The following is a 14,520-nucleotide window of genomic DNA, read 5'->3' on the forward strand; positions in this document are numbered from 1 at the left end:
CAGGAATAACTTATGCAGGAATTAAATGACTTCTCGGTACCGAAAGGTTTTCGGGGTGCAAACTCTATTAAGGTTCAACTCTGGTGGGCAGTACAAGCAACATTATTTGCCTGGTCACCACAAGTGTTATATCGCTGGCGGGCATTTTTATTACGCTTGTTTGGCGCACGAATCGGTAAAGGTGTTGTGATTCGTCCGTCAGTGAAAATTACTTACCCATGGAAATTAACCCTCGGGGATTATGCCTGGGTCGGCGATGACGCCGTGTTATATACGCTGGGTGAAATTACGATTGGTGCAAATTCGGTCGTTTCACAAAAGTGTTATTTATGTACCGGCAGCCACGATTATATGAGCAAGCATTTTGATATTACTGCCACACCCATTGTTATTGGTGAGAAGTGTTGGCTTGCCACGGATGTCTTTGTTTCACCTGGCGTCACGATTGAAAATGGCACCGTCGTCGGTGCTCGCAGCAGTGTTTATAAATCATTACCGGCAAATGCCGTTTGCCGGGGTAACCCAGCCATAAAAATACGTTCCAGAACTTTGTAGATATTACGGTGGATGACACTTCGTTTATCCACTCTACGAACCTACAAATCAGAACCTGGTTTTTAAAGAGGAAAATACATTATGACTAAAGTAGCTCTCATCACGGGTGTTACCGGACAAGACGGCTCTTATCTGGCGGAACTGCTGCTGGAAAAAGGTTATGAAGTTCACGGTATTAAACGTCGCGCATCTTCTTTCAACACCGAACGTGTTGATCATATTTACCAGGATCCGCATTCCGGTAATCCTAAATTCCATCTGCACTACGGTGATCTGACGGACAGCTCGAACCTGACCCGTATTCTTTCCGAAGTGCAGCCGGATGAAGTGTATAACCTCGGCGCAATGAGCCACGTAGCGGTTTCTTTCGAATCCCCGGAATACACTGCTGATGTGGATGCGATGGGAACCTTGCGTCTGCTCGAAGCGATTCGCTTCTTAGGTCTTGAGAAGAAAACCCGTTTCTACCAGGCCTCGACGTCTGAGTTGTATGGTCTGGTGCAGGAAACCCCGCAGAAAGAAACCACACCTTTCTACCCGCGCTCTCCGTATGCCGTAGCCAAACTTTACGCCTACTGGATCACCGTCAACTACCGCGAATCGTACGGCATGTTTGCCTGTAACGGCATTCTGTTCAACCACGAATCTCCACGCCGTGGCGAAACCTTCGTGACCCGTAAAATCACCCGCGCTATCGCCAACATTGCTCAGGGCCTGGAAAAATGCCTGTATCTGGGCAACATGGATTCCCTGCGTGACTGGGGCCATGCCAAAGACTACGTGAAAATGCAGTGGATGATGTTGCAGCAAGACAACCCGGAAGACTTCGTGATTGCGACCGGCGTGCAGTATTCCGTGCGCGAATTCGTGGAAATGGCGGCGGCACAGTTGGGTATCAAACTGCGCTTTGAAGGCACCGGCGTTGACGAAAAAGGCATCGTTGTTTCCGTAACCGGCCATGACGCACCGGGCGTGAAACCAGGCGACGTCATTATCTCCGTTGACCCGCGTTACTTCCGTCCTGCTGAAGTGGAAACCCTGCTGGGCGACCCAACTAAAGCACACGAAAAACTGGGCTGGAAACCAGAAATCACACTGCGTGAAATGGTTGGCGAAATGGTCGCTAAAGACCTTGAAGCGGCGAAAAAGCATTCGTTGCTGAAGTCACACGGCTACGAGGTTGCCATCGCGCTGGAGTCCTGAGTATGAATAAACAACGTATCTTTGTTGCTGGCCATCGCGGGATGGTCGGTTCCGCCATCGTGCGTCAGCTTGAGCAACGTGCAGACGTTGAACTGGTGCTGCGTAACCGCGATGAGCTGAACCTGCTGGACGGCGCGGCGGTTAATGCTTTCTTCGCCGATGCGCGTATTGATCAGGTTTACCTGGCGGCGGCGAAAGTGGGTGGAATTGTGGCGAACAACACCTACCCGGCTGACTTCATCTACGAAAATATGATGATTGAAGCCAACATTATTCACAGCGCGCACACGCACAACGTGAATAAGCTGCTGTTCCTCGGTTCCTCGTGCATCTATCCAAAAATGGCGAACCAGCCAATGGCGGAAAGCGAGCTGCTGCAAGGCACGCTTGAAGCGACCAACGAGCCGTACGCGATTGCCAAAATCGCGGGTATCAAACTGTGCGAGTCCTACAATCGCCAGTTCGGTCGCGATTATCGTTCGGTCATGCCAACCAATTTGTATGGCCCGCACGATAATTTCCACCCGAGTAACTCGCACGTGATTCCGGCATTGTTGCGTCGTTTCCACGAAGCGACTGCGCAAAACTCGCCAGACGTGGTGGTGTGGGGCAGCGGTACGCCAATGCGTGAATTCCTGCACGTTGACGATATGGCGGCAGCCAGCATTCACATTATGGAGCTGGCAAGCGAAGTGTGGCAGGAAAATACCGAGCCGATGCTTTCGCATATCAACGTCGGCACCGGTGTGGACTGCACCATCCGCGAGCTGGCGCAGACCATCGCGAAAGTGACCGGTTACCGTGGCCGCGTGGTGTTTGATGCCACCAAACCTGACGGCACGCCGCGCAAACTGCTCGACGTGACGCGCCTGCGCCGTCTGGGCTGGTATCCGGAAGTCACACTGGAACCTGGCCTTGCCAGCACTTACCAGTGGTTCCTCGAAAACCAGCAACGGTTCCGGGGGTAAGTATGTTTTTGAGTGCTGAAGACTTCGCAACCGTTGTCCGCTCCACACCGCTGATTTCCATCGATTTGATTGTTGAAAATCAGGCAGGAGAATTCCTGCTGGGCTTACGCACTCAGCGCCCGGCGCAGAACTTTTGGTTCGTGCCGGGTGGCCGGGTACAGAAAGACGAAACGCTGGAGCGCGCTTTTGCGCGCTTAACCGAAGCTGAATTAGGCCAGCGGTTTACTCTTTCAGACGGTGAGTTTTACGGCGTGTGGCAGCACTTCTACGACGACAATTTCTCCGGGCCGGATTTCTCCACGCACTATGTGGTGCTGGGGTTCCGCCTGCGCATGGATGCTGATGCGCTGCAACTGCCGACTGCGCAGCATAACGACTACTGCTGGTTAACGCAGGAAGCACTGCTGGCGACCCAGAACGTCCACGACAACAGCCGCGCTTACTTTCTGACCGACAAGGCAGATAAGGTCATCGGATTATGAAGATTCTGGTCTACGGCATTAACTACTCGCCAGAGCTGACAGGCATCGGGAAATACACCGGCGAGATGGTGGAGTGGATGACGAGCCAGGGCCATGAGGTGCGGGTCATTACCGCACCACCTTATTACCCGGTATGGGAAGTACATCCCGATTATTCATCCTGGAAATACAAGAAAGAAGTGGGTGCCGCGACCGTCTGGCGCTGCCCGCTGTATGTGCCAAAGCAGCCATCAACGTTAAAGCGTCTGATTCATTTAGGCAGCTTTGCGCTTAGCTCGTTCTTCCCGCTGATCGCGCAACGTCGCTGGAAGCCGGATCGCATTATCGGCGTCGTGCCGACCCTCTTTTGCGTGCCGGGCATGCGCCTGCTCGCAAAATTGAGCGGTGCGCGCACGCTGCTGCATATTCAGGATTACGAAGTCGACGCCATGCTCGGCCTGGGAATGGCGGGCAAAAAACAGGGCAAAGTGGCGAAACTGGCACAGCGCTTTGAACAAAGTGGATTGCATAACGTCGACCATGTTTCGACCATTTCGCGCTCAATGATGAACAAAGCGGCGGAAAAGGGCGTTGATCCCGGCAAAGTGATCTTCTTCCCGAACTGGTCAGAAGTGGAGCGTTTTCGCGCTATCTCCCACGAAGAGATCCTTGCGGTGCGCAACAGCCTGCAACTGCCTGCGGATAAAAAAATCATTCTCTATTCCGGCAACATCGGGGAAAAGCAGGGGCTGGAAACGGTGATTGAAGTGGCGGAGCGTTTTGCTCATCAGCCATACCTGTTTGTGATTGTCGGCCAGGGCGGTGGCAAAGCCCGCCTGCAAAAACTGACACAGGACAAAGGGCTGCGCAACGTGGTGTTCCATCCGCTTCAGCCTTACAACGCGCTACCTGCACTGTTGCGTCTTGCGGATTGCCACCTGGTGATTCAACGCCGTGGCGCGGCCGATGCCGTGTTGCCATCGAAGCTAACCAATATTCTTGCCGTGGGCGGAAATGCGGTGATTACCGCAGAACCGGATACCGAACTCGGCCAACTTTGCGACGCGTATTCCGGTATTGCCGTGTGTGTAGAGCCTGAGTCGGTTGACGCGTTAGCCGACGGTATTGAGCGCTGCCTGCAATTGCCGGTACACAACACGGTGGCATGTGAATATGCCGAGCGCACGCTCGAGAAAAACAGCGTGCTGAACCAATTTATTGCAGACATTACTGCATAAGAAATCGGGGTTAAATCATGAGTCACAGTCAACTCTACCCAGTCATTATGGCTGGCGGAAACGGCAGCCGGTTGTGGCCGTTGTCCCGCGTACTTTACCCGAAACAGTTCCTGTGCCTGAAAGGCGAACTGACGATGCTGCAAACCACTATCAGCCGCCTGAACGGCGTTGAATGCGAAAGCCCGGTGGTGATTTGCAATGAAGAACACCGTTTTATCGTCGCGGAGCAACTGCGTGAGCTGAACAAGCTGACGGAAAATATCGTGCTGGAACCTGCCGGGCGTAACACCGCTCCAGCCATTGCGCTGGCGGCTCTGGCGGCGGTGCGCAATCAGCCGGAAAACGACCCGCTGATGCTGATTCTCGCAGCAGACCATGTGATTGAGAACGAAGAGGCATTTCGTGACGCTGTGCGTAACGCGCTGCCGTTCGCAGAAGCCGGGAAACTGGTCACGTTTGGGATCGTGCCCGATCTGCCAGAAACCGGTTATGGCTACATTCGCCGTGGCGAACTGGAGAACCCGAATACCCCAGATGTTGATGCTGTGGCCTTTAGCGTGGCGCAGTTTGTCGAAAAACCGGATCTCGACACCGCGCAGGCTTATGTCGCCAGCGGCGAATATTACTGGAACAGCGGCATGTTCCTGTTCCGCGCCGGGCGCTATCTCGAAGAGTTGAAAAAATTCCGCCCGGATATTCTCGTCGCCTGCGAAAAAGCGATGGCGAATATCGATCCGGATCTCGACTTTGTGCGCGTTGACGAAGCGGCGTTCCTGGCGTGCCCGGATGAGTCTATCGACTACGCCGTGATGGAAAAAACTGCCGATGCGGTGGTGGTGCCGATGGATGCAGGCTGGAGCGACGTGGGTTCATGGTCTTCTCTTTGGGAAATCAGCACCAAAAACCAGCAGGGCAATGTGCATCATGGCGATGTGATAAGCCACAATACCGAAAACAGCTACATCTACGCGGAATCCGGCCTGGTCACCACGGTTGGCGTGAAAGATCTGATTGTTGTGCAGACCAAAGATGCGGTGCTGATTGCCGACCGTGACCACGTTCAGAGCGTGAAGAAAGTGGTTGAGCAAATCAAATTCGATGGCCGCCACGAACACCACAACCACCGCGAAGTGTACCGCCCGTGGGGCAAATACGACTCCATCGATGAAGGCGAGCGTTACCAGGTGAAGCGCATCACCGTGAAACCGGGCGAAGGTTTGTCATTGCAGATGCACCATCACCGCGCCGAGCACTGGATTGTGGTGGCGGGTACCGCGAAAGTCACACTGGGTGAAGAGACAAAATTGCTGGGCGAAAACGAGTCCATCTACATCCCGCTTGGCGTGACGCACTGCCTGGAAAACCCCGGAAAAATCCCGCTCGACCTGATTGAAGTGCGTTCCGGCACTTACCTCGAAGAAGACGACATCGTGCGTTTCGAAGACCGTTACGGGCGTATCTAGCCAATAAAAATTTGATGAGTCCCCGCAGACCACTCTGCGGGTTGGGTAACTGTTGCCCGAAGGAGACTGAAAAGTGCAAAAACTGACCTGTTTTAAAGCCTATGACATCCGTGGAAAGCTCGGCGAAGAGCTGAACGAAGAGATAGCCGAGCGCATTGGCCGCGCCTATGGCGAGTACCTGAAGCCGAAAACCATCGTGCTGGGCGGTGATGTGCGCCTGACCAGCGAAGTCCTGAAACTGGCGCTGGCAAAAGGGTTGCAGGATGCGGGCGTGGACGTGCTGGATATCGGCCTGTCCGGCACCGAAGAAATCTATTTCGCCACCTGGCATCTGAATGTGGACGGCGGGATTGAAGTCACCGCCAGCCACAATCCGATGGACTACAACGGCATGAAACTGGTGCGCGAAGGCGCTCGCCCAATCAGCGGCGACACCGGCCTGCGCGATGTGCAGCGTCTGGCGGAAGCCAACGATTTCCCGCCAGTTGATGCCGCAAAACGCGGCAGCTACCAGAAGATTTCGGTGGTTGAGGCGTATATCGACCATCTGTTCACCTACATCAACGTGGCCAACATCAAACCGCTGAAGCTGGTGATTAACTCCGGTAACGGCGCGGCTGGCCCGATTGCCGATGCCATCGAAGCCCGCTTTAAATCACTCAATGTGCCGCTGACGTTTATCAAAGTGCACAACCAGCCTGACGGCAACTTCCCGAACGGTATCCCGAACCCGCTGCTGCCGGAGTGCCGCGACGACACCCGCAATGCGGTGATTGAACACGGTGCGGATATGGGGATTGCCTTTGACGGCGATTTCGACCGCTGCTTCCTGTTCGATGAGAAAGGGCAGTTTATCGAGGGTTATTACATCGTCGGCCTGCTGGCGGCGGCCTTCCTGGAAAAACAGCCGGGGGCGAAGATTATTCACGACCCGCGCCTGTCGTGGAACACGGTGGATATCGTGGAGCGCGCAGGTGGCACACCGGTGATGTCGAAAACCGGGCACGCGTTTATCAAAGAGCGTATGCGTCAGGAAGATGCGATTTACGGCGGTGAAATGAGCGCCCACCACTATTTCCGTGATTTTGCCTACTGCGACAGCGGGATGATCCCGTGGCTGCTGGTGACGGAACTGCTGTGCCTGAAAGGCAAAACCCTGGGCGAGCTGGTGTGTGACCGCATGGCGGCGTGGCCGGCGAGCGGGGAAATCAACAGCAAGCTGGCCGATCCGAAAGTCGCCATTGAACGCGTACAGCAGCACTTTTCGCCGCACGCGGAAGAGATCGATAACACGGACGGCGTGAGCATGGCGTTTGCCGACTGGCGCTTTAACCTGCGCAGCTCAAACACCGAGCCGGTGGTGCGCCTGAATGTAGAATCGCGCAGCGATGAAAAGCTGATGCAGGCGCGAACGCAGGAAATTATGGAACTGTTGAATCAGTGATTGGTGGGGACGGCATCTCCTGGCATTTGTAGGGTGGATAAACGAAGTGTCATCCACCGTGGTGTTGCAAAAACACATGGCGGATGACGCAAGCTTATCCGCCCTACAACGGCAGGAAAGGGGAGCCGTCACTCCTTTAATAAAGGTAAAACGATGACAAACCTAAAAAAGCGCGAGCTGCCAAAAACGAACGCATCGTTGATCTCTATGGTGCAACGTTTTTCCGACATAACCATTATGTTTGTTGGCTTATGGGTAGTGTGTCAGGTCAACGCGTTACCGTTTTTGTACATGCATTTGCTGATGGCGTTGCTGGCCCTCGTCGTCTTTCAAATGATTGGTGGAATAACCGATTTTTATCGTTCCTGGCGCGGTGTGCGAATTTCCAGTGAACTGATGCTGCTGCTGCAAAACTGGACGCTGAGCCTGATTTTCAGCGCCGGGCTGCTGGCATTTAACCCAGATTTCGACGGTTCATTCTGGGTCTATCTCGCCTGGTATGTGTTAACCAGTTTCGGCATGGTGATGTGCCGCTCGTTTATTCGTTTCGGTGCTGGTTGGCTGCGCAATATGGGCTACAACACGCGCCGCATTGCTATCGCGGGTTCTATGCCGGTCGGTTACACGCTCGCCGAAAGCTTCCGCAATGAGCCGTGGTTAGGTTTTGATGTGATGGGCGTTTACGACGACGAACAGCCAGAAACAAAACACGGTGATTATGCGGGCTGTTTCGCAGATTTAGTGGAACAGGCGCGGGCAGGGCGCATCGACAATGTCTATATCGCGATGGCGATGAGCGAAGAAGCACGCATTAAAAGCCTGGTGCGCGAACTGACGGATACCACCTGTTCGGTGATGCTGATCCCGGATGTTTTTACCTTCAATATTCTGAACTCCCGCACCGAAGAAGTGAACGGCGTGCCGGTTGTGCCGCTGTTTGATACGCCGCTCAACGGTATCAACCGCATCCTGAAACGTCTCGAAGATATTGTGCTTTCGGCGATGATCCTGCTGTTTATTTCCCCGGTGTTGCTGTGTATCAGTGCGGCGGTGAAATTGACGTCTCCCGGCCCGGTTATCTTCCGCCAGACACGCTACGGCATGGACGGCAAGCCGATCAAGGTGTGGAAATTCCGCTCGATGAAAGTGATGGAAAACGACACGGTCGTCACCCAGGCCACCAAAGGCGATAAGCGTGTGACGCCGGTCGGGAATTTCCTGCGCCGTACCTCTCTTGACGAACTGCCGCAGTTTATCAATGTGCTGATGGGTGAGATGTCGATTGTTGGCCCGCGCCCTCACGCGGTGGCACACAACGAGCAGTATCGCTCGCTAATTGAAGGCTACATGTTGCGCCATAAAGTGAAGCCGGGCATTACAGGCTGGGCGCAAATCAACGGCTGGCGCGGTGAGACCGATACGCTCGAGAAGATGGAAAAACGCGTTGAGTTTGACCTGGAATATATCCGCGAATGGAGCCTGTGGTTTGACATCAAAATTGTCTTCCTCACCATTTTCAAAGGCTTTGTGAATAAAGCCGCGTATTAAGTGACGAACTTTTTGTAGGTCGGATAAGCGCAGCGTCATCCGACAAATTAACGGATAACCCAATGAGCCTCAGAGAAAAAACCATCAGCGGCGCGAAATGGTCTGCTATCGCCACGGTCATCATTATTAGCCTTGGCCTGGTGCAGATGACCGTGCTGGCGAGAGTTGTCGACAATCATGAGTTTGGTCTGCTGACCATCTCGCTGGTGATTATCGCGCTGGCCGATACGCTGTCGGATTTTGGCATTGCCAACTCGATCATCCAGCGTAAGGAAATCAGCCACCTCGAACTCACCACGCTGTACTGGCTGAATGTGGGCCTCGGGATCGTGGTGTTTGCCACCGTATTTTTACTCAGCGATGTGATCGCTTCGGTGTTGCATGCACCGAAGCTTTCGCCACTGATTAAAACGCTGTCGTTTGCTTTTATTGTCATCCCGCACGGCCAGCAGTTCCGCGCGTTGATGCAAAAAGAGCTGGAGTTTTCGAAGATTGGCTCGATTGAAACGGTTTCCGTGATGGCGGGCTTTACGGTCACGGTGGGGGCGGCGATGTTTTACCCGTTCGCCATGACCGCGATTATCGGTTATCTGGTCAACACCGTGGTGCGCACGTCGTTGTTCGGCTTCTTTGGCCGCAAAATTTATCGCCCTGGCCTGCATTTCTCGCTGAAGTCTGTCAGCTCTAATCTGAAGTTTGGCGCGTGGCTGACGGCTGACAGCATTATCAATTACGTGAACACCAACCTTTCAACCCTTGTGCTGGCTCGTATTTTGGGGGCCAGCATCGCCGGGGGTTACAACCTCGCTTATAACGTGGCGGTGGTGCCACCGATGAAGCTGAACCCAATTATCACTCGCGTGCTGTTCCCGGCTTTTGCCAAAATCCAGGACGATACCGACAAGTTACGTATCAACTTCTACAAACTGTTGTCGATTGTCGGAATCATCAACTTCCCGGCGCTGCTTGGTCTTTTAGTGGTTTCGAATAATTTTGTGCCGCTGGTATTTGGTGAAAAGTGGCAATTCATTACCCCGATTCTGCAATTGCTGTGTGTGGTGGGGCTGTTGCGCTCTATCGGCAACCCGATTGGTTCGCTGCTGATGGCGAAAGCGCGGGTCGATATCAGCTTTAAATTCAATGTCTTCAAAACGTGTCTGTTTATCCCGGCGATTATCGTCGGTGGGCATCTTGCGGGCGCGTTGGGTGTGACGCTCGGCTTCCTGTTTGTGCAGGTGGTGAACACCGTACTGAGCTACTTCGTGATGATCAAACCGGTGCTTGGCTCCAGTTATCGTCAGTACATTCAGAGCATCTGGCTGCCGTTTTACCTTTCCATTCCAACCATTGTGGTGAGTGCTGCGCTGGGGATCGCCCTGAAAGGGCATATCTCCCTCGGCCTGTTACTGGCGACGCAAATTGCGTCGGGCGCACTGGCCTTTATCGTCATGCTGTTGCTTTCGCGTAACGCGCTGGTGGTCGAGATGAAACGTCAGTTCATAAGAAGAGAACCCCATTTGAAAAAGAGGTCTGTATGAAATTATTAATTCTTGGCAACCACACCTGCGGCAACCGTGGTGATAGCGCCATTTTGCGCGGACTTATTGATGCGATTACCACTATTGATGAATCGGTAGACGTTGACGTAATGAGCCGCTACCCGGTGAGTTCTGCCTGGCTGCTGGGCCGCCCGGTGATGGGCGACGGTCTGTATAAGCAAATGAAGCAGCACAACAATGCTGTTGGGTTGATGGGGCGAGTGAAGAAAGTGCTGCGCCGTAAATATCAACACCAGGTTTTGCTGGCAAAGGCGACTGACAACGGGCGTCTGCGCAATATTTCTATCCCACAGGGCTTTATTGATTTCGTGAAATCGCTGCAAAAATATGACGCGATTATTCAGGTCGGCGGATCGTTTTTTGTCGATTTATACGGTGTTTCGCAGTTCGAGCATGCGCTGTGCAGTTTTATGGCGAAAAAGCCGGTTTACATGATTGGGCACAGCGTGGGGCCATTCCAGGACCCGCAGTTTAATCATCTGGCGAGTTATGTCTTCGGCAATGTGGAATCGCTGATTTTGCGTGAAACCGTCAGCCTTAAATTGATGAACCAAAGTAATATCGACAGCAGCAAAGTCGAGCAGGGCGTGGATACCGCGTGGCTTGTGGACCATCACAACGACAATTTTGTACCGAATTATGCGGTCAATCACTGGCTTAACACCATCAAGCGTAAGAAAACTGTCGCAATTACGCTGCGTGAACTGGCTCCGTTCGACAAGCGCCTCGGCACCACGCAACAGGCCTACGAGCAAGCGTTCGCAGCGGTGGTTAATCGCGTGATTGAAGAGGGTTATCAGGTGTTGGCGCTCTCAACCTGTACGGGAATCGATAGCTACAACAAAGATGACCGCATGGTGGCGCTCAATCTGCGGCAGTACGTGAATGACCCGGAGCAATATCATGTGGTGATGGATGAACTCAACGACCTGGAAATGGGCAAGATTCTGGGCGAGTGTGAGCTGACCGTGGGCACACGTCTGCATTCGGCGATTATCTCCATGAACTTCGGCACGCCTGCGATTGCTATCAATTACGAACACAAATCCGCGGGCATCATGCAGCAGTTGGGTGTGCCAGAAATGGCGATAGAAATCCGCCAGTTACTTAACGGTTCGCTCCAGAGTGTGGTGGCGGATGTATTAGGGCAATTGCCTGCCATTAATGAGCGCCTGGCTCATGCGGTGCGCGCTGAACGTGAGGACGGCCTGCGCATGGTGGAGTCGGTATTAACTCGAATTAAGGAGGGAAAATGAAAGTCGGTTTCTTCCTGCTCAAATTCCCGGTGGCATCCGAAACCTTCGTACTCAACCAGATAACCGCGTTTATCGACATGGGGTACGAGGTGGAAATTGTCGCGATTCAAAAAGGCGATTTGACCCATACGCATTCGGCATTCAAGGAGTACGGGCTGGCGGAGAAAACCACCTGGCTGATGGATGAACCTGCGGGAAAGGTCGCAAAACTGCAATCCCGCGCGTTGAACACGCTGCGTGGCTCGTTACGCCCGCGCACCTGGCGTGCGCTGAATGCAAAACGTTACGGCGAAGAAGCACGCAATCTGATTTTGTCCTCTATTTGTGGCAGCCACCCGCAAACCGTGTGCGCGGATGTGTTTATCGCCCACTTCGGCCCGGCGGGGGTGACGGCGGCCAAACTCCGTGAACTGGGCTTGCTGAAGGGCAAAATCGCCACCGTATTCCACGGCATTGATATTTCAGGCCGCGAAGCCCTGAATCATTACACGCCTGAATATCAAAAGCTGTTTACCCGCGGCGATTTAATGCTGCCCATCAGTCAATTATGGGCGGGGCGCTTGCACAAAATGGGCTGCCCGACGGCGAAAATCAGCGTGTCGCGCATGGGCGTCGACATGGAACGCTTTTCACAACGCCCGGTGAAAGCACCGGCCAAAACGCTGGAGATTATCTCGGTGGCCCGGCTAACTGAGAAAAAAGGGCTGCACGTCGCCATCGACGCTTGTCTGATGCTCAAAGAGCGCGGCGTGAAATTCCGCTACAACATCCTGGGGATTGGCCCGTGGGAAAAACGCCTGCGCACGCTGATTGAACAATTTCAGCTCGACGATGTGGTGTTTATGCCGGGTTTTAAACCTAACCACGAAGTGAAAGCGATGCTGGATGAAGCCGATGTCTTCTTGCTGCCTTCTATTACGGGCGAAGATGGCGATATGGAAGGCATTCCCGTGGCATTGATGGAAGCGATGGCGGTCGGCATTCCGGTGATTTCTACGGTTCATAGCGGTATTCCGGAACTGATTGATGCCGGGCGTTCAGGCTGGCTGGTGCCAGAGAAAGATGCGGCAGCCCTCGCAGATTGCTTACAAGCTTTCGGCAATATCGAGGCCAGCGAGCTGAAACCGATGCTGAACCTGGCGCGCGAAAAAGTTGAAACTGAATTCAACCAGAAGGTTATCTACCAGCAACTCGCTCGCCAGTTACAGATGTTATGAGGACGTATGCGCAAAACATTTAAAACTCCCCACACCTCCTTCTCTCCCTCCCGCCGCAAATTACTAAAAGCCAGCTCCGTGCTGGCCGCGGTGCCATTTATCTCCCCTCGCTATGTATTAGCTGCCGCTGGCAAAAGTGAGGTCAGCGTCCAAAAGTTCTATCGTGGTGACTGGATTGCCGCCTTCAAACAGGCATTCTCAACCGCTGATACCGTGACCGTTCCCGCCAATTTAGTCTGCGACAACATCAATACGGCTATCTTTATGCCCGAGGGTAAAACTTTGCATGTTGCGGGCGGCTTAAAAGGCAACGGTAAAGGGCGCTTTGTGATGCAGGACGGCTGCCAGGTTTTAGGCGAGAAGGGCGGGCGATTTAACAATATTACCCTTGATGTGCGTGGCTCAGACTGCACCATCAAAGGGATTGATATGAGCGGCTTTGTGCCGGTTACGCAAATCTACATCGGCGGCAAAGAGAAGCGCACCATGCGTAACCTGGTGATAGACCAGATCACGGTGCACGATGCGAACTACGCTATTTTGCGGCAAGGGTTCCATAACCGCATGGAAAACGTAAAGATCACTAATGGACACTTTAGTCACTTACAAGGTGATGCTATCGAATGGAACGTGGCGATTAACGACCACGATTTGCTTATCTCAGACCATGTCATCGAAAACATTGACTGTACCAATGGCAAGATAAACTGGGGAATCGGTATCGGCCTTGCGGGAAGTACCTACGACAACGACTATCCTGAAGACCAGGCGGTTAAGAATTTTGTGGTGGCGAATATCACCGGTAGCAACTGCCGCCAGCTGGTGCACGTTGAAAACGGCAAACACTTCATCATCCGTAATATAAAGGCACGCAATATTAATCACACTTTCAGTCAGAAAGCGGGCATTGATAACGCTACGGTAGCTATTTATGGTTGTGATAATTTCGTGCTTGATAATATTCATATGACAGATAGTGCTGGGTTTTTAATTGGCTATGGTGTGATCAAAGGTAAGTATTTATCTATTCCGCAAAATTTTAAACTAAACGATATTTCGCTTGATAATAGTCACATGAAGTATAAAAGCCGCGGAATTCAGATATCTTCCGGCAATGCGACCTCCTTTGTGGCTATCACGAACGTCACCATGAAGCGCGCTAGCCTTGAGTTGCATAACAAACCGCAACACTTGTTTCTGAGAAACATCGATGTGATGCAGTACGCTAACGCGGGACCTGCGCTAAAACTAAACTTCGACCTGCGCAAAGATGTGCGTGGCCGTTTTATGGCAAAAGACGAGACGCTGCTGTCGCTCGCCAATGTGCGTGCTGTGAACGAGAAAGGGCACAGTTCGGTGGACATTGACAGGGTGGATCAGCGGTATGTGAATAGTGAGCACCTGAACTTCACATTACCTGGTAATACCCGTTAAGAAATTTTAACGTCAGGTGTTGATGAATGTTGGCGTGATTGATTTTTGATTAACAATTAATTCAGTATCAAAATGAGTAGGCTTTTTGTGCTGGCTATCAGGCTTCAAAAGTTTATAATTCTGCAACAAAATCAGATGCTATACAGGCAAGGCATTTGAAAAACTCCCATGAAA

12 protein-coding genes are annotated in these 14,520 nt (G+C 52.8%); all 12 read left to right on the forward strand.

Annotated elements, in window-relative coordinates:
- Window positions 1–12: 12 nt before the first annotated feature.
- The 12 genes from wcaF to wcaM all read left to right on the forward strand — a co-directional run bounded on the left by wcaF (window position 13) and on the right by wcaM (window position 14,346).
- On the forward strand, window positions 13–555 hold the full coding sequence (wcaF, locus tag DY231_RS07775; protein ID WP_115627873.1) for a colanic acid biosynthesis acetyltransferase WcaF: 543 nt from the start codon (window positions 13–15) through the stop codon (window positions 553–555).
- A gap of 81 nt (window positions 556–636) precedes the next feature.
- Window positions 637–1,758, forward strand: a complete 1,122-nt coding sequence (gene gmd / locus DY231_RS07780; protein ID WP_034496631.1) for a GDP-mannose 4,6-dehydratase — start codon at window positions 637–639, stop codon at window positions 1,756–1,758.
- Window positions 1,759–1,760: 2 nt separating this feature from the next.
- Window positions 1,761–2,726 carry a GDP-L-fucose synthase gene (fcl, locus tag DY231_RS07785; protein ID WP_115627874.1) on the forward strand — a complete coding sequence of 322 codons (966 nt, stop codon included), beginning with the start codon at window positions 1,761–1,763 and terminating at the stop codon, window positions 2,724–2,726.
- 2 nt (window positions 2,727–2,728) lie between these two features.
- Window positions 2,729–3,208, forward strand: coding sequence for a GDP-mannose mannosyl hydrolase (locus DY231_RS07790; RefSeq protein ID WP_115627875.1), 480 nt, complete (start codon window positions 2,729–2,731; stop codon window positions 3,206–3,208).
- Window positions 3,205–4,425 (forward strand): colanic acid biosynthesis fucosyltransferase WcaI, encoded by a 1,221-nt coding sequence (gene wcaI, locus DY231_RS07795; protein WP_115627876.1) that lies wholly within the window; start codon window positions 3,205–3,207, stop codon window positions 4,423–4,425. Before DY231_RS07790 ends, wcaI begins: the two co-directional genes overlap by 4 nt.
- 17 nt (window positions 4,426–4,442) lie before the next feature.
- On the forward strand, window positions 4,443–5,888 hold the full coding sequence (cpsB, locus tag DY231_RS07800; protein WP_115627877.1) for a mannose-1-phosphate guanyltransferase: 1,446 nt from the start codon (window positions 4,443–4,445) through the stop codon (window positions 5,886–5,888).
- Between the two features lie 73 nt (window positions 5,889–5,961).
- Window positions 5,962–7,332, forward strand: coding sequence for a colanic acid biosynthesis phosphomannomutase CpsG (gene cpsG / locus DY231_RS07805; protein WP_115627878.1), 1,371 nt, complete (start codon window positions 5,962–5,964; stop codon window positions 7,330–7,332).
- A 153-nt stretch (window positions 7,333–7,485) separates the two neighbouring features.
- Complete coding sequence (wcaJ, locus tag DY231_RS07810) at window positions 7,486–8,880, forward strand: undecaprenyl-phosphate glucose phosphotransferase (RefSeq protein WP_115627879.1); 1,395 nt, start codon at window positions 7,486–7,488, stop codon at window positions 8,878–8,880.
- A 62-nt stretch (window positions 8,881–8,942) separates the two neighbouring features.
- On the forward strand, window positions 8,943–10,418 hold the full coding sequence (locus DY231_RS07815) for an MOP flippase family protein (protein ID WP_115627880.1): 1,476 nt from the start codon (window positions 8,943–8,945) through the stop codon (window positions 10,416–10,418).
- Window positions 10,415–11,695 carry a colanic acid biosynthesis pyruvyl transferase WcaK gene (gene wcaK, locus DY231_RS07820; RefSeq protein WP_115627881.1) on the forward strand — a complete coding sequence of 427 codons (1,281 nt, stop codon included), beginning with the start codon at window positions 10,415–10,417 and terminating at the stop codon, window positions 11,693–11,695. Before DY231_RS07815 ends, wcaK begins: the two co-directional genes overlap by 4 nt.
- Complete coding sequence (gene wcaL, locus DY231_RS07825) at window positions 11,692–12,912, forward strand: colanic acid biosynthesis glycosyltransferase WcaL (protein WP_115627882.1); 1,221 nt, start codon at window positions 11,692–11,694, stop codon at window positions 12,910–12,912. The genes wcaK and wcaL overlap by 4 nt, the downstream gene beginning before the upstream one ends.
- Before the next feature lie 6 nt (window positions 12,913–12,918).
- The gene (gene wcaM / locus DY231_RS07830; protein WP_115627883.1) at window positions 12,919–14,346 is read left to right on the forward strand and encodes a colanic acid biosynthesis protein WcaM; all 1,428 of its coding nucleotides are present in this window, start codon (window positions 12,919–12,921) and stop codon (window positions 14,344–14,346) included.
- Window positions 14,347–14,520 lie beyond the last annotated feature (174 nt).

The organism is Buttiauxella agrestis (assembly GCF_900446255.1).
Lineage (GTDB): Bacteria > Pseudomonadota > Gammaproteobacteria > Enterobacterales > Enterobacteriaceae > Buttiauxella > Buttiauxella agrestis.